Raw genomic sequence first — 20,831 nt, 5'->3', positions numbered from 1 at the left:
CGCGACAGGTCCTGACCGCCCCCTATGATCCGCGCATGACCGCCGCGCCGCCGCCGCTGGACGACCGCCTGCTTGAGGCCGCGCGCGCCGCCGATCCGCGCGCCGCCGTGGCCGCGGTGCTGAAGGAAGGCTACGACGCCGCGCGGGCGCGGGCCGAGCGCAAGCTGGAGGCGGGGATGAACGGGCGGGACGTGGCGCGCCTGTACGCCGCCGCCGCCGACGAGATGCTGATCGCCCTGTGGGCCGTGGCGACCGAGACGCTGTGGCCGGTGTCGCCGGTCGAGAGCGAGCGGCTGGCCCTGGTGGCGGTGGGCGGCTACGGGCGGCGGGTCCTGGCGCCCTACTCCGATCTGGACCTTCTGTTCCTGCGGCCAGGCAAGGCCACGCCGCGCGGCGAGAAGGTGGTCGAGTTCGTCCTCTACGTCCTGTGGGACCTGGGGGCCAAGGTCGGGCCCTCGGCGCGGTCGGTCGATGAATGCCTGACCCTGGCCAAGACCGACATGACGGTGCGGACCACCCTGCTGGAGGCGCGCTTCCTGGCCGGGGACGAAGGACTGGCCGAGCTGATGATCCGGCGGTTCCGCGACATGGTCGAGAAGTCCGATCCGCGCCCCTTCATCGCCGCCAAGCTGGAGGAACGCGACCTGCGCCACGAGAAGGCCGGGGCCATCCGCTACAAGGTCGAGCCCAACGTCAAGGACGGCAAGGGGGGCCTGCGCGACCTGAACAGCCTGTTCTGGATCGCCCGCTCCCTGGCGCCCGACAGTCGGCTGGGCGCGACGGTGATGGACGAACTGTTCACCGCGCGCGAGCGGCGCACCTCGGACGAGGCGTTCGACTTCCTGTGGCGGGTGCGCATCCACATGCATCTGATCGCCGGGCGGGCGGAAGAGAAGCTGACCTTCGACCTGCAGCCCGAGGTGGCGCGGCGCATGGGCTGGCGCGGGCGCGGCGACGAGCCGGCGGTGGAGCGGTTCATGCGCCGCTACTTCCTGGTGGCGCGCGACGTCGGCGCCCTGACTCGCGCCATGTCGGCCAAGCTGGAGGCCCGCCACCAGAAGACGGCGTCGGGCCTGTCGCGTCTGATGAGCCCGTTCCGGCCCAACCGGCGACGCCTGGACGTGCCGGGTCTGTCCATCGACCAAGGGCGGCTGTCGGTCGACGGGCCAGAGGTGTTCCAGGCCGATCCGGTCAAGCTGCTGACCCTGTTCGTCCAGGCCGACAAGCACGACCTGGACCTGCATCCGGACGCCTATTCGGCGGTGACGCGCTCGCTGTCGCTGGTGACGCCGAAGCTGCGGCGCGACCCGGCGGCGACGCGGGCCTTCCTGGACATACTGGCGCATGGGCAGCGGCCCTATCGCACCCTGACGCTGATGAACGAGACGGGCCTGCTGGGCCGGTTCCTGCCCGAATGGGGGCGGATCGTCGGCCAGACCCAGTTCAACATGTATCACGCCTATACGGTGGACGAGCACACGCTGCAGGCCATCGGCGTCATCAACGACATCGCGCGCGGCAAGCTGAAGGCCGACCATCCGATGGCGTCCGAGATCGTCCACCTGATCGACGACATGGAAGCCCTGATGCTGGGGATGCTGCTGCACGACGTCGGCAAGGGCGGCGAGCGCGGCCAGCTGGAGGACGGCGCCATCGCCGCGCGCCGGGCGTGCGAACGGCTGGGCGTCGACCCGCGTCGGATCGAACTGGTGGTGTGGCTGGTTCGCAGCCACCTGGCGCTGTCCGACTACGCCCAGAAGCGTGACGTGTCGGACCCGGCGACGGTGCGCGCCTTCGCCGAGCTGGTCGGCGATCCCGAGCGGCTGCGGATGCTGCTGGTGCTGACGGTGGCCGACATCCGCGCCGTGGGTCCGGGCGTGTGGAACGGCTGGAAGGGCCAGCTGATGCGGACCCTCTACAACCAGGTCGCCGCCCTGTTCCGGGGCGAGGACGTGGCGCGCGAGGACCCGCTGGGCGACCATCCGGCCCTGGTGGCCCGGGCGCGCGAGGCGGGCGCGGCGGCCGAGGCCCAGCCGACCCCCGCGGTCGAGGGCCTGCCGGTGCAGACGACCCAGATCTCCATCGCCGCCGCCGACCGGCCGGGCCTGTTCGCCGACCTGGCCCAGACCATGGCCGCCCTGGGCGCCGACATCGTCGATGCGCGGGTGGCGACCTCCGAAGGGATCGTGCTGGACGTGTTCCGGGTGCAGGACGGGGCGGGCTTGCCCTACGGCCAGGCCGAGCCCCGGCGGCTGAAGACCCTGCTGGAGGCGCTGGAGCGGGCGGCGCGCGGCGAAGGGCGCATCGGCAAGGCGCCCGAGCCCGCCGCCAACGCCCGCAAGGCCGCATTCGAGGTGCGGCCCGTGGTGATGATCGACCACCACGCCAGCGAGGCGGCGACCGTGGTCGAGGTCTCCGGCGCCGATCGGCCGGGCCTGTTGGCCGCCCTGTCGCGCGTCTTCAGCGACCAGGGGCTGAACATCCGATCGGCCCACGTGGCCAGCTTCGGCGAACGGGCGGTCGACAGCTTCTATGTGGTGGACCGGAAGGGCCGCAAGATCGGCTCCGAGGCGGTGGCGCAAGACCTGCGCGACGCCCTGGAGGCGGTGCTGGACAGCCGCGCGCCCGCGCCGGCCGGCCGCAAGGTGGTCGCCGCCCGCGCCAGCGCCCGCGACGTCTCCGAACTGGGCCGTCGGGCGCGCAAGCCCGTATCGTCGAAGACCGAGGCGCGCTAAGCGGGCCTGTCAGTCGCTGGAATCCGCATGAGTCTCGCCCGCAACACCCTGGTCCAGGCCACGCTCACCCTGGGCAGCCGCGTGCTGGGCTTCGCCCGCGACCTGTTCCTGTCGGCGCGCTTCGGCCAGGGGCCGATGATGGACGCCTTCACCACCGCCCTGATGCTGCCCAACATGTTCCGGCGGTTGTTCGCGGAGGGCGCCTTCGCCCAGGCCTTCGTGCCCATCTACGGCGGGGTCCGCGCGCGCGAGGGCGAGGCGGCGGCGGCCGTCACCGCGTCCGAGGCGCTGAGCTTCATCTTCGCCGTGGTCGCCGGCTTCTGCATCCTGCTGCAGGTCGCCATGCCGTGGATCATGCCGTGGCTGCTGTCGGCCTGGCGCGACGACGCCGGCGTGATGCGGGCGGCGGTCACGGCGGCGCAGCTGACCATGCCCTATCTGGCCTGCATGACCATCGCCTCGCTGCTGTCGGGGGTGCTGAACACCGGCGGGCGGTTCGCCCTGTCCGCGGGCGTGCCGGTGTTCCTGAACCTGTGCACCCTGGTCCCGCTGATGGCGCCCAGTTTCGTTCCCATGAGCCAGCCGGAGACCCTGATGGCGGTCAGCGCGGCGGTGACGGTCTCGGGCGTCGTCCAGGCGGGCCTGCTGTGGTGGGGCGTGCGGCGGCTGGGGGTGACGATCCGCCTGTCGTGGCCGCGCCTGACGGCGGGGGTCAGGCGGACCCTGGCCCTGGCCGTGCCGGGCGTGCTGGCGGGCGGCGCCTTCCAGATCAACTCCCTGGTCAGCCAGTTCCTGGCCGGATCGAACGAGGGGGCGCGCTCGGTGCTGTACAACGCCGACCGCCTGTACCAGCTGCCGCTGGGGCTAGTGGGGGTGGCGCTGGGCCTGGCCTTGGTGCCGCGCCTGACGCGGGCCTTCGTTTCCGGCGACCACGCGGGCGGCCGCCGGACGATGGACGACGGGCTTGGGCTGGCGCTGGCCTTCGCCCTGCCGGCCGGGGTGGCGCTGTTCGTCATTCCCTTCTTCATCATCGACGCCACGGTGACGCGCGCGGCCTTCACCTCGGCCGATGCGGCGCGCACCGCCGACGTGCTGCGCCAGTTCGCCTGGGGCGTGCCGGCCTTCGTGCTGGTCAAGGTGCTGACCCCGCCCTTCTTCGCGCGCGAGGACACGCGCCGGCCGATGATCTTCGCGGTGATCTCGGTGATCCTGACGGTGACGCTGGGCTCGGCCCTGTTCTTCTGGTTCGGATCGCGCGGCTGGGACGGGGTGCTGGGCCTGGCCATCGCCACCAGCGTCTCCGCCTGGGTCAATGTCGCCCTCTTGGCCGGGACGCTGATCCGCGAGGACAGCTGGCGCCCCTCCCCGGCCTTCGTGTCGCGCCTGTCGCGCATCGTCGCCGCCAGCGCGGTGATGGCCGGACTGCTGTTCGCCGCCAGCCTCGCCTATCCGACGCTGAGCCGGCTGTTCCTGGCCAAGGAGATCGCGGTCCTGGTCGTCTGCGCCGTCGGGGCGGGCGCCTATGGGCTGTGCCTGCTGCTGTTCCGGGCCGTGACCCTGTCGGAACTGAAGGCGACCTTGAGGCGCGAGCCGGGCGCGGGCCCCGTCTCCGGTCTGGACTGACCGGCGGGGAGACGATAAGCGCGGGGCCATGACGATTTCGGGCTTCCCTTCCGGATGGCGATGGCGCGGCTGACCGCCGCCCGCTTCGTCACGCCTGACCCCGACCTTTCGAGACCCGAACCATGACCGATCAAACCCCGGCCCCCTATACCGGCCCGCGCCGCATCCTGTCCGGCATCCAGGCCTCCGGCGCCCTGCACCTGGGCAACTACCTCGGCGCGCTGAAGCGCTTCGTCGAACTGCAGGACCAGGGCGCGCCCGTCCTGGTCTTCGTCGCCGACATGCACGCCATCACCGTGTGGCAGGACCCGGCCAAGCTGGCCGCCCAGACGCGCGAGATCGCCGCCGCCTACCTGGCCTCGGGCCTGGACCCCAAGACCGCGACCATCTTTCCGCAGTCGGCCGTGCCCGCCCACGCCGAACTGGCTGGATCTTCAACTGCGTGGCGCGCCTGGGCTGGCTGGACCGGATGACCCAGTTCAAGGAGAAGTCGGGCAAGCACAAGGAGCGCGCCTCGGTCGGCCTGTACACCTATCCGGTGCTGCAGGCGGCCGACATCCTGCTGTACAAGGCCACCGAGGTGCCGGTCGGCGAGGACCAGAAGCAGCATCTGGAACTGACCCGCGACATCGCCCAGAAGTTCAACGCCGACTTCGACGCGCCGGGCTTCTTCCCCCTGCCCGAGCCGCTGATCCAGGGGCCGGCGACGCGGGTGATGAGCCTGCGCGACGGGGCGGCCAAGATGTCCAAGTCCGATCCGTCGGACAACAGCCGCATCAACCTGACCGACGACGCCGATGCGATCGCGGCCAAGATCAGGAAGGCCAAGACCGACCCGGAGCCGCTGCCGGAGACGCTGGACGGCCTGGCCGACCGGGCCGAGGCCAAGAACCTGGTCGCCATCTACGCCGCCCTGTCGGGCCAGACCCGCGAGCAGGTGATCGCCCAGTTCGGCGGCCAGGGCTTCGGCGCCTTCAAGCCGGCGCTGGCGGACCTGGCGGTCGAATCCCTGGCGCCCGTGACGGCCGAGATGCGCCGGCTGATGGACGACCCGGCCGAAATCGACCGCGTGCTGAAGGACGGGGCCGAGCGCGCCGCCGCCATCGCCGAGCCCGTGGTGGCCGAGACCAAGAAGATCGTCGGCTTCTGGCGGGCGTAAGTCCTTACACCGCCGTCACCCTTCGGGCTTGACCCGAGGGCCGGACTGTAAGCGCGCCCATGCGATGAAGGTCGACCCCGCTGGATGAGCGACGGCGCGTCTGATCCTCGGGTCAAGCCCGAGGATGACGGAGGCAGGGGCGGCGGATTCCGGACGCGACGTAGCGACGGGCCATTCCGCTTTCGCTCGCCGACGCCTAGATCGGCGGCCATGAGCCATCCTCTCGACCGCGCCGTGTTCAACGCCCTGACGACGCGGCTGGCGGCGTTTGCGACGCCGGAGTCCGATGCGTCCGCGGTGCGGATCGATCCGGAGGTCGGGGTGTTCCTGGCCGCCGCCGACGCCTCGGCCAAGGCGCGGGCGGCGCTGACCGCGCTGGCGCGGCGCCATCCCGGCGCGGGCCTGGTCGAGCGCGAGGACGGGCCGATGGTCGACGTCCTGCCCGAGGTGGCCGTCGACCGCCGGATCGCCCTGGTGCAGATGACGGCGACGGCCCTGACCGCCGGCGGGCCCGAGGTCGCCTTCGCGCCCCTGACCGAGGCCGACGCGCCGGCTATGCTGGCCCTGGCGACGCTGACGCGGTGCGGGCCGTTCCGGTCGGCGACGCACCGGCTGGGGCCGTTCATCGGCGTGAAGCGCGACGGCGAACTGATCGCCATGGCCGGGCGGCGCCTCAGGGTCGACGGCTTCACCGAGCTGAGCGGCGTCTGCACCCATCCCGACCATCGCGGCCGGGGCTATGCGGCGGCGCTGTCGCGGGCGGTGGTCGGGGAGATCCTGGCCGCGGGCGAGGCGGCCTTCCTGCACGCCTTCGCCGACCACGACGCCACCATCGCCTTCTATCGCGGCCTGGGCTTCGAGGTTCGTGCGCGGATGACCTATACCGTCCTGGCCGAAGCTGAAGGAGACGAGGCATGAGCGCGCACGGGGCGATCATCGAGTGGACGCGGGGCGACCAGCCCTTCGTCGACAAGCGCTACAGCCGCGCCCACATCTGGACCTTCGACGGCGGGGCGGTCGTGCGCGGGTCTTCCGCCCCGGCCAGCGTGCCCCTGCCGATGTCCGACGCCACGGCGGTCGATCCGGAGGAGGCGATGATCGCCTCCCTGTCCAGCTGCCACATGCTGTGGTTCCTGGCCTCGCCGCCAACGCCCGGCTGACGCTGGATTCCTATCGCGACGAGGCGTCCGGCGAGCTGGACAAGGACGAGGCGGGCAGGCGCTATCTGGCCCGCGTGACCCTGCGCCCCGTCACCACCTTCACCGGCCGCCAGCCCGACCAGGCCGAGCTGGACGCCCTGCATCACGCGGCGCACGAGCATTGCGAAATGGCCCATTCGGTCCGGGCGACGATCACGGTCCAGGCGACGCTGGGTTAGGCGGCGGGCGCCGTCTCCTCCTCCACCAGCGAGCGGAACAGGGCGTGGGCGGCCGTCATGCCGTCCGAGGTCGCCAGGGTGATGTTGGAGGCGGCGCGGGCCAGGTCGCCGGCGGCGAAGACGCCCGGCTGGGTCGTCTGCTGCATGGCGTCCACCTTGACGACGCGGCCCATCGGCGTGTCGACCATCTCGCAGCCCAGGCTGTCGGCGAAGGGGCTGGCGACGCGCACGCTGGCGCCGACGAAGATGGCCTTCAGCGGGATGAAGCGCCCGTCCGCCAGACGCGCGCCGGTCAGGGTCGGGGTCTCGCCCTCCAGCCGTTCGATCGGCGTCGGTTCGATCGTCACGCCCCGGCGATACAGCAGGTGGGCGTCCTCGGGCGACAGGCTGGTCCAGGCCCATGAACAGGGTGACGTCCCCCCATTCGGCCACCGTCGCCGCATACTGGACCGCGTGTTCGCCCCGTCCCAGCACGCCGATGGGGCCGCCGCCGATCTCATAGCCGTGGCACCAGGGGCAGTGGAGGGCGGTGCGGCCCCAGCGTTCCCGGACGCCGGGGATGTCGGCCAGGACGTCCTCAACGCCATGCGACAGCAGCAGGCGCCGGCCCTGGGTCCGCGTTCCGTCGGCGAAGGCGACCGAGAAGCCGCCCTCGATCCGATCGACCGCCACCGCCTCGGCCATGCGGAAGGCGGCGGTGGGATAGGCGGCGACCTGGGCGCGGGCGGCCGCCGCGATCTCGGCTCCCGGCCGGCCGTCGTTGGCCAGGACGCCGTGGGCGCGGGCGGCGAAGCGGTTGCGCGGCCGGCCGTCGTCGATGAGCAGCACCCGGCGGCGCGCGCGGACCAGCTGCATGGCGGCGGACAGGCCCGCATAGGAGCCGCCGATGATCACGGCGTCATGAGGCATGGGATTTTCGAAGGTGGGCATGAAGGGGGTCCTTGGCAGGATGCGCCGCCATCCGGCGCGAGAAGTCCGCCGCCAGATCGGCCAGGGTGATGGAGTCCAGCCGCGCGACCAGCAGGGCGCGGGCGGCGGCGTAGGTGTCGGACAGGGCCTCGTTGACCGCGGCTTCGACCAGGCAGCCCTGGGCCTCGACCGGCGGGGCGTCGGGGATCAGGCCGGTTCCCCCCAGGGCCGCGTGCACCTGGCCCAGGGTGACCTGGTCCAGCGGCCGGGCCAGACGCCAGCCGCCGCCGTGTCCCTTTTCCGAGGCGACCAGCCCCTGGTCCCGCAGGCCCGCCATGGTCCGGCGCACCACCACCGGATTGGTGGACAGGCAGACCGCCAGCTGGTCCGAGGTCATGGGCGAGCCCGTCCGCGCCTGATGCTCGGCCATGTGCAGCAGGGCGTGCAGGATGTTGGACAGGCGGGAGTCGCGCTTCATGTAACTGCAATTGTTACGTGATGGGCCGCGCGTCAAGACGGAAGGTCGGAAATCTTTTCAGCCGTGGGGCGCGGCGTCCTCCAGGAAGGCGCGGAAGCGGCGCAGGGCCTCCTCGGCCAGGGCCGGGTCGTGGCGCATCGGGCCGTTGTTGGTGGGTTCGTCGAAGGCGTGGGTGCCCTCGGCGATCCAGCTTTCGACCTCGGCGCCGCAGTTGCGGATCATGGCGTTGACCTGTTCGGCGTTGCGGACGGTGGTCAGGTGATCGCGGCGGCAGGTGACGGCCAGGACCTTGGGACAACGCCGCCACGGCTTCAGCTTGTTGAAGGCGAAGGGCCCGACATAGGGATAGGCCAGCCAGACCGCCTTCACCCCCGACAGATCGGCCGCGCCGGGGTCGCTGACGCCCAGGGCGTTCGGCGCGGGATCGGCGCTCATCATCTCCATGATCGACCAGCCGCCGTGGCTCCAGCCCGCCAGGGCCAGGCGATCCGCGTCCACGTCCGGCCGGGCGGAAACGCCCCGGATCGCGGCCAGGACATCGCCCGCCCGCTCGTACCCCCGCAGGGCCAGGCCGGTGCAGACGGCGGTCAGGGTGAAGGCCCGGCCCCAGCCGCGCGGGGCGTAGGAATCGACGACGAAGGCCCGCCAACCCGCCTCGGCCGCCGCCTGGGCGTAGCGGGGCAGATGGTCGCGAAGCCCGCCGCAGCCGTGGAACAACAGCACCGCCGGGCGCGGGCGGTCGTCGTCCGGCCCCGTCACGACCATGTGCGGCTCAAGCCGGGCCCAGCGCTGGTTCAGATCATCCATGCCGCCACTGTCGCCCGCCTTGGCGCCTGAACGCCAGCGCTCTTGACACTTCCTCAATTCGATATATCTAAGCGCTCGTGAATAGATATATCGAAAAGGAAATCGGAATGCGATCCAAGGGGATCTTCCATCACCATCATCGTCGCGAGGGATGCGGCGACAAACACGGCGTCTTCGGTCGCGGGCGCGGAATGCGCGGCGGCCCCGGACGGGGCCTGGACCGCGGCGAGGGCATGGGCCGCGGCCACGGCCGGCGCGGCGGCGGACGGCTGTTCGATCACGGCAGCCTGCGCTGGCTGCTGCTGTCGCTGATCGCGGAAAAGCCCGACCACGAACCCAGCCACGGCTATGAACTGATCAAGGCCGTGGAGACCCGGCTGGGCGGCGCCTATTCTCCCAGCCCCGGCGTCATCTATCCGACCCTGACCCTGCTGGAGGAGATGGGCGCGCTGGAGGCGTCGGCCCAAGGCGGAAAGAAGCTGTATGCGATCACCGAGACCGGCCGCGCCCTTCTGGCCGAGAACGCCGAGGCCGTGGCCGCCGTCCAGGCGCGGATGGACAAGTTCGCCGCCCACGTCCGGCGGCCGGAAGCGATCCAGGACGCCATCGGCCGGTTGCGCGCGACCGTCCACGCCCGGCTGACCGGCGAAACGGCTCTGACCGAGGCGCAGGTGAAGGCGGTCGCCGACATCCTGAACGCGGCGGCCGACGGGGTGGAAAAGGCATGAGCGAGAGCCTTCGCATTCCCCGCCGGGTGCGGCACGAACTGAAGTTCCGCACCCTGAGCGTCGTGTCGGTCGAGGACCTGACCCCGACCTACCGCCGCATCGTCCTGACCGGCGACGACCTGGAGGGCTTCGTCTCGCCCGGCTTCGACGACCATGTGAAGGTCTTTCCGCCCCGGCCGGGCGAGGCGCCGGTCATGCCGACCTTGGGGCCGGACGGTCCGGTCTTTCCCGAGCCGAGGCCGGCGGCGCGGGACTACACCCCGCGCGCCTACGACCCGGCGACGCGGCGTCTGACGCTCGACTTCGTGACCGGCCACGGCGGCCCGGCCACCGAGTGGGCCATGACGGCCGCGCCCGGCGTCCAGCTGGGCGTCAGCGGACCGCGCGGCTCCACCCTGGTTCCGACGGCCTTCGCCGACCATGTGCTGATCGGCGACGAAACCGCCCTGCCCGCCATCGCGCGCGGCGGCTGGAGGAACTGCCCGCCGAGGCCCGCGCCACGGTGGTCGTCGCCGTGAAGGACCCGTCCGAGCGCCTGGCCTTGACCAGTCCCGCCGCCCTGTCGGTGGCCTGGGTCGACCGCGGCGAGGCCGCGCGCAGCGACGCGACGCCCCTGGCCCAGGCGGTGGAGCAGGCCCTGACGGACGTCGATCGCCGCGACGCCTACGTCTGGATCGCGGCCGAGGCCCAGGTGGCGCGGACGCTGCGCGCCCGGGTCGTGGCCCTGGGGTTCGACCCCAGGGCGATGAAGGCCGCCGGCTATTGGCGCGAAGGCGGCACGGCGGAAAAGGTCGTCATCGAGGACTGAAGCCGGCGCGTGGCGGTCCCTAGTGCCGGAAGACCCGCACGCCGGTGAAGGCCATGGCGATGTTCCGCTCGTCGGCGGCGGCGATGACCTCTTCGTCGCGGATCGAGCCGCCGGGCTGGATCACCGCCGTGGCGCCGGCCGCGACCGCTTCCAGCAGGCCGTCGGCGAAGGGGAAGAAGGCTTCGGACGCGCAGGCCGAACCTTCCGCCAGCGAATGGGCCAGGCCCTTGGCCTCGCCCGCCTCCTTGGCGCGGATTGCGGCGATGCGGGCGCTGTCGCGGCGGTTCATCTGGCCGGCGCCGATGCCCGCCGTCTGGCCGTCCTTGGCGTAGACGATGGCGTTGGACTTCACGTGCTTGGCCACGGTGAAGGCGAACAGCATGTCCTGGATCTCGGTCGGCGTCGGCTGGCGCCGGGTGACGATCTTCAGGTCTTCGGGCTTGATCAGCGAACGGTCGCGCGACTGAACCAGGAAGCCGCCGGCGACCGAACGGAACACTTCGCCCGCGCCGTGCGGGTCGGGCAGGCCATCGGTGATCAGCAGGCGCAGGTTCTTCTTGGCGGCGAAGACGGCCTTGGCCTCGTCGTCGGCGCCGGGGGCGATGACGACCTCGGTGAAGATGCCGGTGATGGCGCGCGCGTCGTCGCCGTTCAGCGGCCGGTTGACCGCGATCACGCCGCCGAAGGCCGACACGGCGTCGCATTCCAGCGCGCGGGCATAGGCTTCCGACAGGGTGTTCCCGACCGCGACGCCGCAGGGGTTGGCGTGTTTGACGATGACGCAGGCGGGGGCCTCGAACTCGGCCACCAGCTCATAGGCGGCGTCGGCGTCGGCGATGTTGTTGTAGCCCAGCTCCTTGCCCTGGACCTGTTCGGCGTAGGCCACGCCGGGACGGCGCTCGCCGGTGCGGTAGAAGGCGCCGGTCTGGTGCGGGTTCTCGCCGTAGCGCAGGGTCTGGGCCAGGGTTCCGGCGATGGACTTGCGGGCCGGGGCGGCGTCTTCCAGCTGGCCGGCGAACCAGGTCGAGACGGCGGCGTCATAGGCGGCGGTGCGGGCGAAGGCGCGGGCGGCCAGGCGTTTGCGCAAGGCCAGGGTCGTCGCGCCGTCGGTCTTCAGCGCCTGAAGGATCAGGCCGATGCTCTCGCCGTCCACCGCCACGGCGACGTGGCCGTGGTTCTTGGAGCCGGAACGGATCATGGCCGGGCCGCCGATGTCGATGTTCTCGATGGCCGCCTCGAAGCCGCCGCCGTCCTCGACGGTCTTCTCGAACGGGTAGAGGTCGATCCAGACGATGTCGATGGGGCCGATGCCGTGCTGGGTCATCGCCTCGGCGTGGGTCGGGGCGTTGCGCACGCCCAGCAGGCCGCCGTGCACGACCGGGTGCAGCGTCTTGACCCGCCCGTCCATCATCTCGGGGAAACCCGTCAGGTCGGCCACGTCCTTGACCGGCAGGCCCAGTTTCTCGATGGCCGCCTTGGTGCCGCCGGTCGAGACCAGTTCGACGCCCAGGCCGGCCAGGGTTCGGGCCGCATCCTCCAGTCCCGCCTTGTCCGAAAGCGAGATCAGGGCGCGGACGGGCTTGATCGCGTCCGGGGCGGGCGGGAAGTCGGGAGCGGCGGGCATGGCGGCGTCCGTAAAGGCTGGGGGGAGGATGGCGGGGCGTCTAACGCCAAACGGTCCTCACGTCACCCTCCCCCGCCAAATGTCAGGCTCCGCGGGGCGGGCTGCTCCATATTGACGCCACGGCCTGTCTGGCTCCTAATTCCCCAACGCAACCCTTGGGTGACGGAGGAAAAGATGCGGATCGGGATGATCGCGACCCTGGCAACCTGCTTCGTCCTTGTCGGTTGTGCGACGACGGGAGAGCGCGGCTACGCACGGATCAACTGTCTGGCCGAGGCCGACGGATCGGTCTCGGATTGCCGGGTGGTGTCCGAACAACCCGAAGGATACGGCTTCGGAGAGGCCGCCATTGAAGCGATGTCGCAAGGGAAGCTGAAAGCCAGGACTGCGCCCGCTCGTTTCGAGACGACGATCCAGTTTCGATTGGCTCCAGGCGGCGCGCCCGCACCCCAATAGCCACTACCTGGGCGTTACGACGGCTCGCTGGCGCCCGCCGGGCTCAGTTTCCAGCGGATCTTGCTCTCGCTGTCGGTGCGGGCCGAGCCGCGCACGACAATCTGGAGCGAGCGGCGCGTCAGCCCGGCGTCGATGTGCACGCTGGGCTCGATGGCCACGTCGGGGCCGTCCGTCCGGAACCACCAGCCCCGGCCCGAGGCGCCGCGCACCAGGATCGAGCGCCGGTCGCGCGCCAGCGAGGCCTGCACCCCCGGCTCCAGATGGAAGCGGATGGCGTAGGGAGCCGCGATCTGGCGCACCTCGTCCTTGCGGCCCGGCGTGGGGAACAGCCGTTCCTCGGCCCGAAGCTCGTCCAGGCGCTGGTCCAGATACAGCCGGCGCTGATGGTTCAGGCCGAACAGCTCGGCCCAGCCGTCGTGTTCCAGGTCCAGCCAGACCGCGCCGTCCCCCTGGCGGTGGTCGGCGTTGACGTGGATCGGCGGGCCGACCAGGCGCGGCCCCAGCAGCTCGCCCTTCCAGCCGCCCAGCGGATCGTTCAGCGAGCGTTCGCCCAGGGTCAGGGTCGAATGGCCCGGCGTCAGCCGCAGCGCCTGCCGGTCGACCGCCGCCGGGGTCCAGCCCGAGCCGGTGAACAACCGGTCGCGGCCGCAACAGACCTCCAGCGCCAGCGGCTGGGCGCAGGCGCCGGCGCCCCAGGCGCCGCGCGCCGGGCTGGCGGCGTCGGCCATGATGGTCAGCAGGGGGCTGGCGATGCGGATCATGCCGCCCACGGCGCCGCCGCTTTCGGCCTCGCGTCGCGGATCGGCGGTGTCGTCGTGGGCGCGGGCCGCCGCGACGCGCGCCGTCGTCGAAGGGCCGCCGCCCTGGAAGGCGGCCAGACGCCCGTCGGGCAGAACCAGGACATGAAGCCCCTCGGTCAACCGGGCGACCGCGCCGGACACGGCCGCCGGCGTCGGCTCCGACAGCTGGGCCAGGGCGTCGTCCAGGGTCAGCAGGTCCAGCAGCAGCTCAAGGCCGGCCTCGGGACTGCGGGTCGCGTGCCCCCCGTCCTCCAGCACCGTGGCCTTCAGCGCGCTTTCCAGTCCGCCCAGGGCGCGGCGGCGCAGGCCCGCGCCGACCGGCCCGGCCAGGGCGCAGCCGGCGATGGCGGCGGCGGTCAGCTTGTTCGCCCGCTCGGCCAGGCCGCCGGGCGGACGCAGCAGTTGCCGTCCCTGACGCGCCAGACTGTCCGCCAGACGCAGGCGCTCGGCCTCGGTCGCCGCCGCGCCCAGCTTGCGCGCCGCGCAGGACAGGCGGATGACGCGCCGGGCCAGGATGTCCGGCCCCCAGGCGAACGGCGACCAGCGGGCGAAGGCGTCCTGCCATCCCAGCGCCAGCCGCAGCGCCTCCCGGGCGCCGCGCTCGCCCTGGGACATCAGGGGCGGCAGCCATTCGAAGGCGTGAAGCTCCACGGCGAAGGCGCGCGACGGGCTGGGCCGGTTCCAGGGATCGGCGGGCGCGTCGACCTCCATCGCCGCCCCGCCCAGGACGAAACGGCCGCCCAGGATCGCCTTGGCCTGGGTCGCCGCCATCTCCGGGTCCAGCGGCCGGAAGTCGCGCGGCGTGGCCGCGAAGCCGGTCGCCCTGCGCCCGCCCAGCGTCAGGCTGTAGCCGGGAAGGCCATACAGTTCGATCCACAGCTGGCGGGTCGCCAGCCGGCCGGCCAGGGCGGGCCACAGGCCGGGACCGGCCCGGACGTCGCCGGCGCGCACCGGCGTCCGGACAGGGGCGCCGGCCAGGCCGGGAATATGGCCGGGGGCGACCTCGGGGCCGCCGTCCGAGCCGCGCGGGGCGAAGGGGCCGAGGGGGCTCACGCCGCTTCCGGCACGGCCTTCAGGGCGGCGATGTTTGTCGCATAGTCGCCCTTGAACACGAACGAGCCGGCCACGAGGGCGTCGGCCCCGGCGTCGACGCAGGCCGCGGCGTTCGCGGCGGTGACGCCGCCGTCGACCTGGAGATGCGCGGCCGATCCGGCGCGGTCCAGGATGGCGCGGGCGCGCTGGATCTTGGCCAGGGAGGCGTCGATGAACTTCTGCCCGCCGAAACCGGGATTGACCGACATGATCAGCACCAGGTCCACTAGGTCGACGACCTCTTCCAGGATCGACAGGGGGGTGGCCGGGTTGAAGACGATCCCGGCCTTGGCGCCCAGCTGCCGGATGCGGCCCAGGGTGCGGTGCAGGTGCGGGCCGCTCTCGGGATGGACGCTCAGGATGTCGGCCCCCGCGTCGCGATAGGCCTCGAGCCAGTTGTCGACCGGCGCCACCATCAGGTGAACGTCGAAGGGACGGGTCGTGCAGGGCCGGATCGCCTTCACGATGTCCGGGCCCATCGTCAGGTTCGGCACGAAATGGCCGTCCATGACGTCGATGTGGATCCAGTCGGCGCCGGCGGCGTCCAGGGCGCGGACCTCGTCGCCCAGGCGCGAGAAGTCGCTGGCGAGAATGGACGGACAGATCAGGGGGGATGCGGCCATGCCCCCGGATAGGACGGGACGAAGGCGGGGGCAAGGCGGCCCCGCCAGGACTCTAGCCGATCCGTTCCAGCTTGGCGGCGAAGAAGCCGTCCAGGCCGCCGCGTTCGGCCTGCATCGAGGGCAGGATGCGAAGCCAGCCTTCGGGGGTCAGGGCCTCGGGCGGGGCGCCCACGGCGGCGGGGTCGGCCGGAGCGGTGCGGAAGGCCGGGTTGCGGCGCAGGAAGGCGATCACCTGGGTCTCGCCCTCCTCGCGCTCCAGCGAGCAGGTGCAATAGACCAGGCGGCCGCCCGGCTTGACCCGCTGGGCCGCGGCGTCCAGCAGCCGGTGCTGGACGTCGGCCAGCTTGGCCACGTCGGCGGGGCGGGTGGCGCGCAGGACCTCGGGATTCCGGCGGAAGGTGCCGGTGGCGGTGCACGGCGCGTCCAGCAGGACGGCGTCGAAGGCGCGGGGATCGTCCCAATCCTCGGCCGGGACGGCGATCACCTCGGCTGTCAGGCCGGTGCGCTCCAGGTTCTGGGCCAGGCGTTTCAGCCGCGGCGCCGACCGGTCCAGCGCGACGACGTCGGCGCCGGCGGCGGCCAGTTGCAGCGTCTTGCCGCCGGGCGCGGCGCACATGTCCAGCGCCGTCTCGCCGGCCTTGACGTCCAAGAGGCGGGCGGGCGCGGCGGCGGCGGCGTCCTGCACCCACCAGTCGCCGTCCTCGAAACCGGGCCAGGTCGCCACGTCGCCGCGACGTCCGGTGCGGACCGTGCCGCCCGTCCCGCCCGAATAGAGGGTCTCGCCCTCAACGGCCTCGGCCACGGCGGCCGGATCGACGCCGGGCTTCAGGCTGAGGTCGGTGGGCGGCTCGTCGCGTCCCGCCAGGGCCAGGGCGGCCAGGGTCGCCTCGCCGTAGGCGGCCTTCCAGCGGGCGGCGATCCAGTCGGGCAGGTTGCTTTCGGCCGTGGTCAGGCCGGGGCCGTCGCGGCCGACGCCGCGCAGCACGGCGTTGACCAGGTTCTTGTAGGGCCGGGTCTTGGGGTCGCGCTCGGCCAGTTTCACGGCCGTCGAGACGGCGGCGAAGGCGGGCGTCTCCAGCACCAGCGTCTGGGCCAGGGCGATGCGCAGCAATGTGCGGACCGCCTCGGGCGGGGCCTTGTCCAGGCGGCGGTCCAGGATCTGGTCGATCTCGCCCAGGCGGCGCAGGGCCGCCATGGCCACGGCGCGGGCGAAGGCCCGGTCGACGGGCGCCAGCGCGCGCGCCGGCGGTTGCGACAGGGCCTCGTCCAGGCCGTTGCGCCTTTCCAGCGCGGCGTTCAGCAGCAGGCCGGCGACGACGCGGGCCTCGACCCCGATGTCGTCCTGCGACGGGGCGGCGGCCTGGGTCGAGGCCGGACGCGGCCTGCCCTTGGTCGCGATGCGCCGCCCGCGCGCGTCGGAGTTTCTTCCGCCGCCGTTCAAACCGCCACCTGCGCGCCCAGCTCGACCACGCGGCCGGGCGGGATGTGGAAGAAGTCGGTCGGATTGGCGGCGTTGCGCATCAGGAAGATGAACAGCTTGTCCTGCCACAACGGCATGCCCTGGCGCGCCGACGGGATCAGCGAACGCCGCCCCAGGAAGAAGCTGGTCGACATGATGTCGAACTTCAGACCCTGCTTGCGGCACAGACCCAGCGCGCGCGGGACGTTGGGCGTCTCCATGAAGCCGTAGGAGATGGTCAGCTTCTTGAAGTCGTCGTTGATCGGCTCCATCCGCACGCGCTCCCTTTCCGGCACGCGCGGCCGCTCGGCGGTGCGTACGGTCAGGATGACGTTCTTCTCGTGCAGCACCTTGTTGTGCTTGAGATTGTGCATCAGGGCGACCGGGGCGACCTCGGGGTCGGAGGTCAGGAAGATGGCCGTGCCGGGCGCGCGGTGCGGCGGCCGGGCCTGGAGCATCTCGATCAGATCGGTCAGCGGCAGGCTGTCCTTGCGGGTCTTGGCCGTCAGGATCTGGGTGCCGCGCACCCAGGTCCACATGATCACCACCAGGGCCGCGCCCAGCACCAGCGGCATCCAGGCGCCGTCCGGGATCTTCAGCAGGTTGGACGTCAGGAAGACGCTGTCGATGAAGGCGAACGGGATCAGCGTGCCCGCCACCGCCCACATCGGCCACTTCCAGCCCTTGGTGATGACGAAATAGGCCATCAGGGTGTTGACCAGCATGGTGCCGGTCACCGCCACGCCATAGGCGGCGGTGAGGTTGTGCGAGCTCTGGAACACCACCAGCAGCACCAGCACCCCGATCATCAGGAAGCTGTTGACCGCCGGCACGAAGATCTGGCCGGCCTGGGTCTCGGACGTGTTGCGGATGTCGATGCGCGGCAGAAGGCCCAGCTGCACCGCCTGTTGCGTCACCGAGAAGGCGCCGGTGATGACGGCCTGGGAGGCGATCACGGTCGCGGCCGTGGCCAGGATCAGCATCGGCCAGTAGGCGACCTGCGGCACCATGTTCCAGAACGGGTTTTCCGAGGCGCCCGGATTGTCCAGGATCAGGGCGCCCTGGCCCAGGTAGTTCAGCGTCAGGCACGGCAGGACGAAGGCCAGCCAGCCCATGCGATCGGCGCCTTTCCGAAATGGCCCATGTCGGCGTACAGCGCCTCGGCCCCGGTGACGGCCAGGAAGACGCTGCCCAGGATGACGAAGCCCAGGAAGCCGTCGTTGAGCAGCAGCTGGACGCCGTAGTGGGGCGACAGGGCGCGCAGGATCGAGATGTCGTCGAAGATGTGCACCAGGCCCAGCGCGCCCAGGGACAGGAACCAGACGGCGGTGATCGGTCCGAAGAATTTGGCCAGGCCCGCCGTGCCCCGCGACTGCACCAGGAACAGGGCGATCAGGATGCCGGCCGAGATCGGCACGATGAACGGGTCCAGCCCGCCGCCTATGCCCGGCGCGTCCTGCAGGCCCTCGACCGCCGACAGCACCGAAATGGCGGGCGTGATGATGCCGTCGCCGTAGAACAGGGCCGCGCCGCAGACGCCCAGGATGAAGATCCAGGCGCTGCGCCGGCCGACCGCGAACTGGGCCAGGGCCATCAGCGACAGGGTGCCGCCTTCGCCCTTGTTGTCGGCGCGCATCAGGAAAAAGACGTACTTGAACGTCACCACGACCATCAGCGCCCAGAAGGCCAGCGACACCACGCCGACCACGGCCAGATCGCCGCCCACGCCGTCGCGGGCGTGGTCGATCGCCTCGCGCAGCGCATAGAGGGGGCTGGTGCCGATGTCGCCGAACACCACGCCGATCGCGCCCAGGGTCAGGGCCCAGAAGCCGCCGTGCGACGTCGCCTGGCCGCCGGGCGCATGGGACTCCGGTCCCGTGGCGTTGGTGGATGTCTTCGGCGTGTTCGACGCTGGCGGGGAAGCGCCCGCGTCGTGGGGAGTATCCCCGGCCATGCGTATCCTCCGGGTCTCCGACAGGGCGTCGGTCCCTTCAAAGCGGCGAGCCTTTAGGCCCATTCCGCGCCGTCTTCAATCGCGGGCGGCGGGATTCGGTTTCCCGACGCCGGGGACGGATTTGTGATTCGGCGGATGAAGGCCTATTTTCCCTGACGGAACACGATCATGTCAGACAGCCAGCGCTTTCCCGTCGCCGCCCACGCCCTGGCCTATATGGCCCACAAGGGCGCCTTCGGCCCTGCCCAGGCGGCGCCCAGCGCCCTGCTGGCGTCCTCCATTCCGACCAATCCCGTGGTCGTGCGCCGCGTCACGGCCCTGCTGGCCAAGGCGGGACTGATCGCCACCCGGCCAGGCGCGACCGGCGGGTCGTGGCTGCTGCGCCAGCCCGAGTCGATCACGCTGGACGAGGTTCTGAAGGCGGTGAACGGCTGCGCCCACCTGGGCTCGCCCCCGCCGGGGCCAAGGGCTGCCCGGTCGGCGAGCATATTCCGCGTCAGGTGGCCAAGGCCCTGACCGCCGCCGACGAGGCCGCCACCGCCGCCCTGGGTAAGATCACCATCGCCGATCTGCTGGACAAGGACCCCGCCTCCCTGGCCGGGTTCGCGCCCCACGGCGCCTGCCCTGTCGCGGCCTGAGGTGAGCCGGCGCACCATCCTGGTACCGGGGCCTCGGCCGGAATCGGCGCGGCCCTGGCCCGCGTCTATGCGTCCGAGGGCTGGAACGTCGTCCTGACCGCGCGGCGCGAGCCGCCCCTGCGCGCCCTGGCCGACCAGATCGAGGCCGCGCACGGCGTGACGGCCGCGGTCGTGACCGAGGACCTGGCCGATCCCGCCGCGCCGGAGCGGCTGGTCGCGACCCTGGCCTCCCGGGGGCTGACGATCGACGGCCTGGTCAACAACGCCGGCTTCAGCCGGGTGACGGGTTTTCTGCAGACGTCCTTGGCCGACCATCGGGCCATGCTGCAGGTCATGCTGATCGCGCCGGCCGAACTGTCGCGCCTGCTTCTGCCGGGCATGGTCGAGCGGGGCTTTGGTCGGGTGCTGAACGTGGCCTCGGTCGCCGGCCACCTGCCCGCCACGGGCGGCGACACCCTGTACGGGCCGATCAAGAGCTTCCTGATCAAGGCCAGCCAGGGCCTGCACCTGGAGACGCAGGGGACGGGCGTCCACGTCACCGTGATCAATCCCGGCTACACCCTGACCGAATTCCACGACGTCAACGGCTCGCGCGCCGAGGTGTCCAAGGCCTATCCGGCCTGGATGTGGATGACGGCCGACCGCGTGGCGCGGATCGGTTTCGCGGCCTGCGAGGCGAACCGGCCCCAGGTCACGCCCGGCCCCATGAACACGGTGCTGGTCGCCCTGGCGCGCCATCTGCCCGAGGGCCTGGCCCTGAAGATGGCCGCCGGTCACGCCCGGCGGCTGGCGCGCATCTGATCTGCGGCCTCAGCGGCCGACGGCGGGATAGGGCGTCGTCACCGCGCCCGAGATCATGCCCGGCACCGCCTCGCCCAGGCCCAGCAGGATGAACTGGATGGCCAGGGCGCACAGGATCAGGCCCAGAACCTTGACGATGATCGCCATGCCGACCTCGCCCAGCAGCCGGCTCAGCGAGCCCGTCAGGGCGAAACAGACGAAGGAGACGGCGCAGGCGGCGGCGATGGCGACGACCGAGCCGATGGTCCCGGCATAGCCCAGCTTGGCCGCCTCGCCCGCCTGGATGATGACCGCCGAGATGGCGCCCGGCCCGATCATCAGGGGAATGGCGAAGGGCACGACCAGCCGCTGGAACCGCCGCCGCGCATAACCGCGCACGTCCTGGCTGTCGGCCAGGGCGTCCTTGTCGGCGAACATGGCCAGGAAGTCGCCGCGCGCCATGTCCAGGCCCAGGAACAGCAGCAGAATGCCCCCGGCGATGCGGAACGCCGCCAGGGAGATGCCGAAGAACTGCAGCAGGGCCAGGCCGGTGAACAGGAAGAAGGCCAGAAAGACCGCCGCGAAGACGCAGATCAGGGCCGAGACCGAAATGCGCTGGCGCAGGGTCGCGCCGGCGGTGGCGGCGGCGAAGATCGGCAGATTCCCGATCGGGTCCAGCAGGGCGAACAGGGTCACGAACAGGTTGACACCCAGATCGACGGCGTTCATCGCCTTGCCTCGCCCAATTCACGAATCGCCGGCCGCCGACGTCCCTCGCGT

Annotated in this window: 19 protein-coding genes and 4 pseudogenes; 12 read left to right on the top strand and 11 right to left on the bottom strand. The window is 71.8% G+C overall.

What is annotated here, in order from left to right:
• Window positions 1-35 precede the first annotated feature (35 nt).
• From glnD to MU852_RS10570, 6 genes and pseudogenes are all read left to right on the top strand, one after another.
• The gene (glnD, locus tag MU852_RS10595; protein WP_249749553.1) at window positions 36-2,735 is read left to right on the top strand and encodes a [protein-PII] uridylyltransferase; all 2,700 of its coding nucleotides are present in this window, start codon (window positions 36-38) and stop codon (window positions 2,733-2,735) included.
• A gap of 27 nt (window positions 2,736-2,762) precedes the next feature.
• Window positions 2,763-4,358, top strand: coding sequence for a murein biosynthesis integral membrane protein MurJ (gene murJ / locus MU852_RS10590; RefSeq protein WP_249749552.1), 1,596 nt, complete (start codon window positions 2,763-2,765; stop codon window positions 4,356-4,358).
• A 122-nt stretch (window positions 4,359-4,480) separates the two neighbouring features.
• A pseudogene (gene trpS, locus MU852_RS10585) lies at window positions 4,481-5,517 on the top strand (tryptophan--tRNA ligase).
• 210 nt (window positions 5,518-5,727) lie between these two features.
• On the top strand, window positions 5,728-6,435 hold the full coding sequence (locus MU852_RS10580) for a GNAT family N-acetyltransferase (RefSeq protein ID WP_249749551.1): 708 nt from the start codon (window positions 5,728-5,730) through the stop codon (window positions 6,433-6,435).
• Window positions 6,432-6,677 (top strand): hypothetical protein, encoded by a 246-nt coding sequence (locus tag MU852_RS10575; RefSeq protein ID WP_249749550.1) that lies wholly within the window; start codon window positions 6,432-6,434, stop codon window positions 6,675-6,677. The genes MU852_RS10580 and MU852_RS10575 overlap by 4 nt, the downstream gene beginning before the upstream one ends.
• Complete coding sequence (locus tag MU852_RS10570; RefSeq protein ID WP_249749549.1) at window positions 6,644-6,895, top strand: OsmC family protein; 252 nt, start codon at window positions 6,644-6,646, stop codon at window positions 6,893-6,895. Before MU852_RS10575 ends, MU852_RS10570 begins: the two co-directional genes overlap by 34 nt.
• On the opposite strand, the gene MU852_RS10565 is transcribed toward MU852_RS10570, so the two are convergent.
• The 4 genes and pseudogenes from MU852_RS10565 to MU852_RS10555 all read right to left on the bottom strand — a co-directional run bounded on the left by MU852_RS10565 (window position 6,892) and on the right by MU852_RS10555 (window position 9,089).
• A complete protein-coding gene (locus tag MU852_RS10565) occupies window positions 6,892-7,338 on the bottom strand; it encodes an FAD-dependent oxidoreductase (RefSeq protein WP_249749548.1) in 447 nt (148 codons plus the stop codon). The genes MU852_RS10570 and MU852_RS10565 overlap by 4 nt on opposite strands.
• Window positions 7,316-7,750, bottom strand: a pseudogene (locus MU852_RS17435) (NAD(P)/FAD-dependent oxidoreductase); the annotation flags it as partial. The pseudogene MU852_RS17435 and the gene MU852_RS10565, both read right to left, overlap by 23 nt.
• Window positions 7,751-7,793: 43 nt before the next feature.
• Window positions 7,794-8,282, bottom strand: a complete 489-nt coding sequence (locus tag MU852_RS10560) for an Rrf2 family transcriptional regulator (RefSeq protein ID WP_249749547.1) — start codon at window positions 8,280-8,282, stop codon at window positions 7,794-7,796.
• A gap of 57 nt (window positions 8,283-8,339) precedes the next feature.
• Window positions 8,340-9,089, bottom strand: coding sequence for a dienelactone hydrolase family protein (locus MU852_RS10555; protein ID WP_249749546.1), 750 nt, complete (start codon window positions 9,087-9,089; stop codon window positions 8,340-8,342).
• 107 nt (window positions 9,090-9,196) lie between these two features.
• Here MU852_RS10555 and MU852_RS10550 point away from each other — a divergent pair, with 107 nt between their 5' ends.
• From MU852_RS10550 to MU852_RS10540, 3 genes are read left to right on the top strand one after another with little or no spacing between them, the layout of a single operon-like run.
• Window positions 9,197-9,817 (top strand): PadR family transcriptional regulator, encoded by a 621-nt coding sequence (locus MU852_RS10550; protein WP_249749545.1) that lies wholly within the window; start codon window positions 9,197-9,199, stop codon window positions 9,815-9,817.
• On the top strand, window positions 9,814-10,335 hold the full coding sequence (locus MU852_RS10545; RefSeq protein ID WP_249749544.1) for a siderophore-interacting protein: 522 nt from the start codon (window positions 9,814-9,816) through the stop codon (window positions 10,333-10,335). The genes MU852_RS10550 and MU852_RS10545 overlap by 4 nt, the downstream gene beginning before the upstream one ends.
• Window positions 10,320-10,625 carry an SIP domain-containing protein gene (locus tag MU852_RS10540; RefSeq protein WP_249749543.1) on the top strand — a complete coding sequence of 102 codons (306 nt, stop codon included), beginning with the start codon at window positions 10,320-10,322 and terminating at the stop codon, window positions 10,623-10,625. The genes MU852_RS10545 and MU852_RS10540 overlap by 16 nt, the downstream gene beginning before the upstream one ends.
• 19 nt (window positions 10,626-10,644) lie before the next feature.
• Here the strand turns inward: MU852_RS10540 and purH are convergent, their stop codons facing one another.
• Entirely contained in the window at window positions 10,645-12,249 is a 1,605-nt protein-coding gene (purH, locus tag MU852_RS10535; protein ID WP_249749542.1) for a bifunctional phosphoribosylaminoimidazolecarboxamide formyltransferase/IMP cyclohydrolase, read from the bottom strand.
• Window positions 12,250-12,423: 174 nt separating this feature from the next.
• Here purH and MU852_RS10530 point away from each other — a divergent pair, with 174 nt between their 5' ends.
• Window positions 12,424-12,705: an energy transducer TonB family protein gene (locus MU852_RS10530; RefSeq protein ID WP_249749541.1), complete on the top strand. Its 282-nt coding sequence runs from the start codon at window positions 12,424-12,426 to the stop codon at window positions 12,703-12,705.
• A 14-nt stretch (window positions 12,706-12,719) separates the two neighbouring features.
• Here the strand turns inward: MU852_RS10530 and MU852_RS10525 are convergent, their stop codons facing one another.
• From MU852_RS10525 to MU852_RS10510, 5 genes and pseudogenes are all read right to left on the bottom strand, one after another.
• A complete protein-coding gene (locus MU852_RS10525; protein WP_249749540.1) occupies window positions 12,720-14,558 on the bottom strand; it encodes a heparinase II/III family protein in 1,839 nt (612 codons plus the stop codon).
• Window positions 14,555-15,220: a ribulose-phosphate 3-epimerase gene (rpe, locus tag MU852_RS10520; RefSeq protein ID WP_249749539.1), complete on the bottom strand. Its 666-nt coding sequence runs from the start codon at window positions 15,218-15,220 to the stop codon at window positions 14,555-14,557. The genes MU852_RS10525 and rpe overlap by 4 nt, the downstream gene beginning before the upstream one ends.
• A 52-nt stretch (window positions 15,221-15,272) precedes the next feature.
• Window positions 15,273-16,661, bottom strand: a complete 1,389-nt coding sequence (locus tag MU852_RS10515; RefSeq protein WP_249749538.1) for an RsmB/NOP family class I SAM-dependent RNA methyltransferase — start codon at window positions 16,659-16,661, stop codon at window positions 15,273-15,275.
• Window positions 16,658-17,053 (bottom strand): KUP/HAK/KT family potassium transporter, encoded by a 396-nt coding sequence (locus MU852_RS18245; protein WP_430641223.1) that lies wholly within the window; start codon window positions 17,051-17,053, stop codon window positions 16,658-16,660. Before MU852_RS18245 ends, MU852_RS10515 begins: the two co-directional genes overlap by 4 nt.
• A gap of 201 nt (window positions 17,054-17,254) precedes the next feature.
• Window positions 17,255-18,633 (bottom strand): annotated as a pseudogene (locus tag MU852_RS10510) (KUP/HAK/KT family potassium transporter); the annotation flags it as partial.
• A 168-nt stretch (window positions 18,634-18,801) separates the two neighbouring features.
• Between MU852_RS10510 and MU852_RS10505 the strand changes: the two are divergent.
• Window positions 18,802-19,271: pseudogene (locus MU852_RS10505) on the top strand (Rrf2 family transcriptional regulator).
• A 42-nt stretch (window positions 19,272-19,313) separates the two neighbouring features.
• Window positions 19,314-20,072, top strand: coding sequence for an SDR family NAD(P)-dependent oxidoreductase (locus MU852_RS10500; RefSeq protein WP_347342389.1), 759 nt, complete (start codon window positions 19,314-19,316; stop codon window positions 20,070-20,072).
• 9 nt (window positions 20,073-20,081) lie between these two features.
• Here MU852_RS10500 and MU852_RS10495 read toward each other — a convergent pair whose 3' ends face one another.
• The gene (locus MU852_RS10495) at window positions 20,082-20,780 is read right to left on the bottom strand and encodes a MarC family protein (RefSeq protein ID WP_249749537.1); all 699 of its coding nucleotides are present in this window, start codon (window positions 20,778-20,780) and stop codon (window positions 20,082-20,084) included.
• Between the last annotated feature and the right edge of the window lie 51 nt (window positions 20,781-20,831).

It is taken from the genome of Brevundimonas albigilva, assembly GCF_023503965.1.
Lineage (GTDB): Bacteria > Pseudomonadota > Alphaproteobacteria > Caulobacterales > Caulobacteraceae > Brevundimonas > Brevundimonas albigilva.
The sequence above is the reverse complement of the archived record's forward strand: the minus strand, read 5'-3'. Positions and strand labels throughout refer to the sequence as shown.

Coding starts and splice junctions, on each gene's coding strand:
- glnD (WP_249749553.1), top strand. CDS start 36: ATGACCGCCGCGCCGCCGCCGCTGGACGACCGCCTGCTTGAGGCCGCG.
- murJ (WP_249749552.1), top strand. CDS start 2,763: ATGAGTCTCGCCCGCAACACCCTGGTCCAGGCCACGCTCACCCTGGGC.
- MU852_RS10580 (WP_249749551.1), top strand. CDS start 5,728: ATGAGCCATCCTCTCGACCGCGCCGTGTTCAACGCCCTGACGACGCGG.
- MU852_RS10575 (WP_249749550.1), top strand. CDS start 6,432: ATGAGCGCGCACGGGGCGATCATCGAGTGGACGCGGGGCGACCAGCCC.
- MU852_RS10565 (WP_249749548.1), bottom strand. CDS start 7,338: ATGCGGCGACGGTGGCCGAATGGGGGGACGTCACCCTGTTCATGGGCC.
- MU852_RS10560 (WP_249749547.1), bottom strand. CDS start 8,282: ATGAAGCGCGACTCCCGCCTGTCCAACATCCTGCACGCCCTGCTGCAC.
- MU852_RS10555 (WP_249749546.1), bottom strand. CDS start 9,089: ATGGATGATCTGAACCAGCGCTGGGCCCGGCTTGAGCCGCACATGGTC.
- MU852_RS10550 (WP_249749545.1), top strand. CDS start 9,197: ATGCGATCCAAGGGGATCTTCCATCACCATCATCGTCGCGAGGGATGC.
- MU852_RS10545 (WP_249749544.1), top strand. CDS start 9,814: ATGAGCGAGAGCCTTCGCATTCCCCGCCGGGTGCGGCACGAACTGAAG.
- purH (WP_249749542.1), bottom strand. CDS start 12,249: ATGCCCGCCGCTCCCGACTTCCCGCCCGCCCCGGACGCGATCAAGCCC.
- MU852_RS10530 (WP_249749541.1), top strand. CDS start 12,424: ATGCGGATCGGGATGATCGCGACCCTGGCAACCTGCTTCGTCCTTGTC.
- rpe (WP_249749539.1), bottom strand. CDS start 15,220: ATGGCCGCATCCCCCCTGATCTGTCCGTCCATTCTCGCCAGCGACTTC.
- MU852_RS18245 (WP_430641223.1), bottom strand. CDS start 17,053: ATGCACAATCTCAAGCACAACAAGGTGCTGCACGAGAAGAACGTCATC.
- MU852_RS10495 (WP_249749537.1), bottom strand. CDS start 20,780: ATGAACGCCGTCGATCTGGGTGTCAACCTGTTCGTGACCCTGTTCGCC.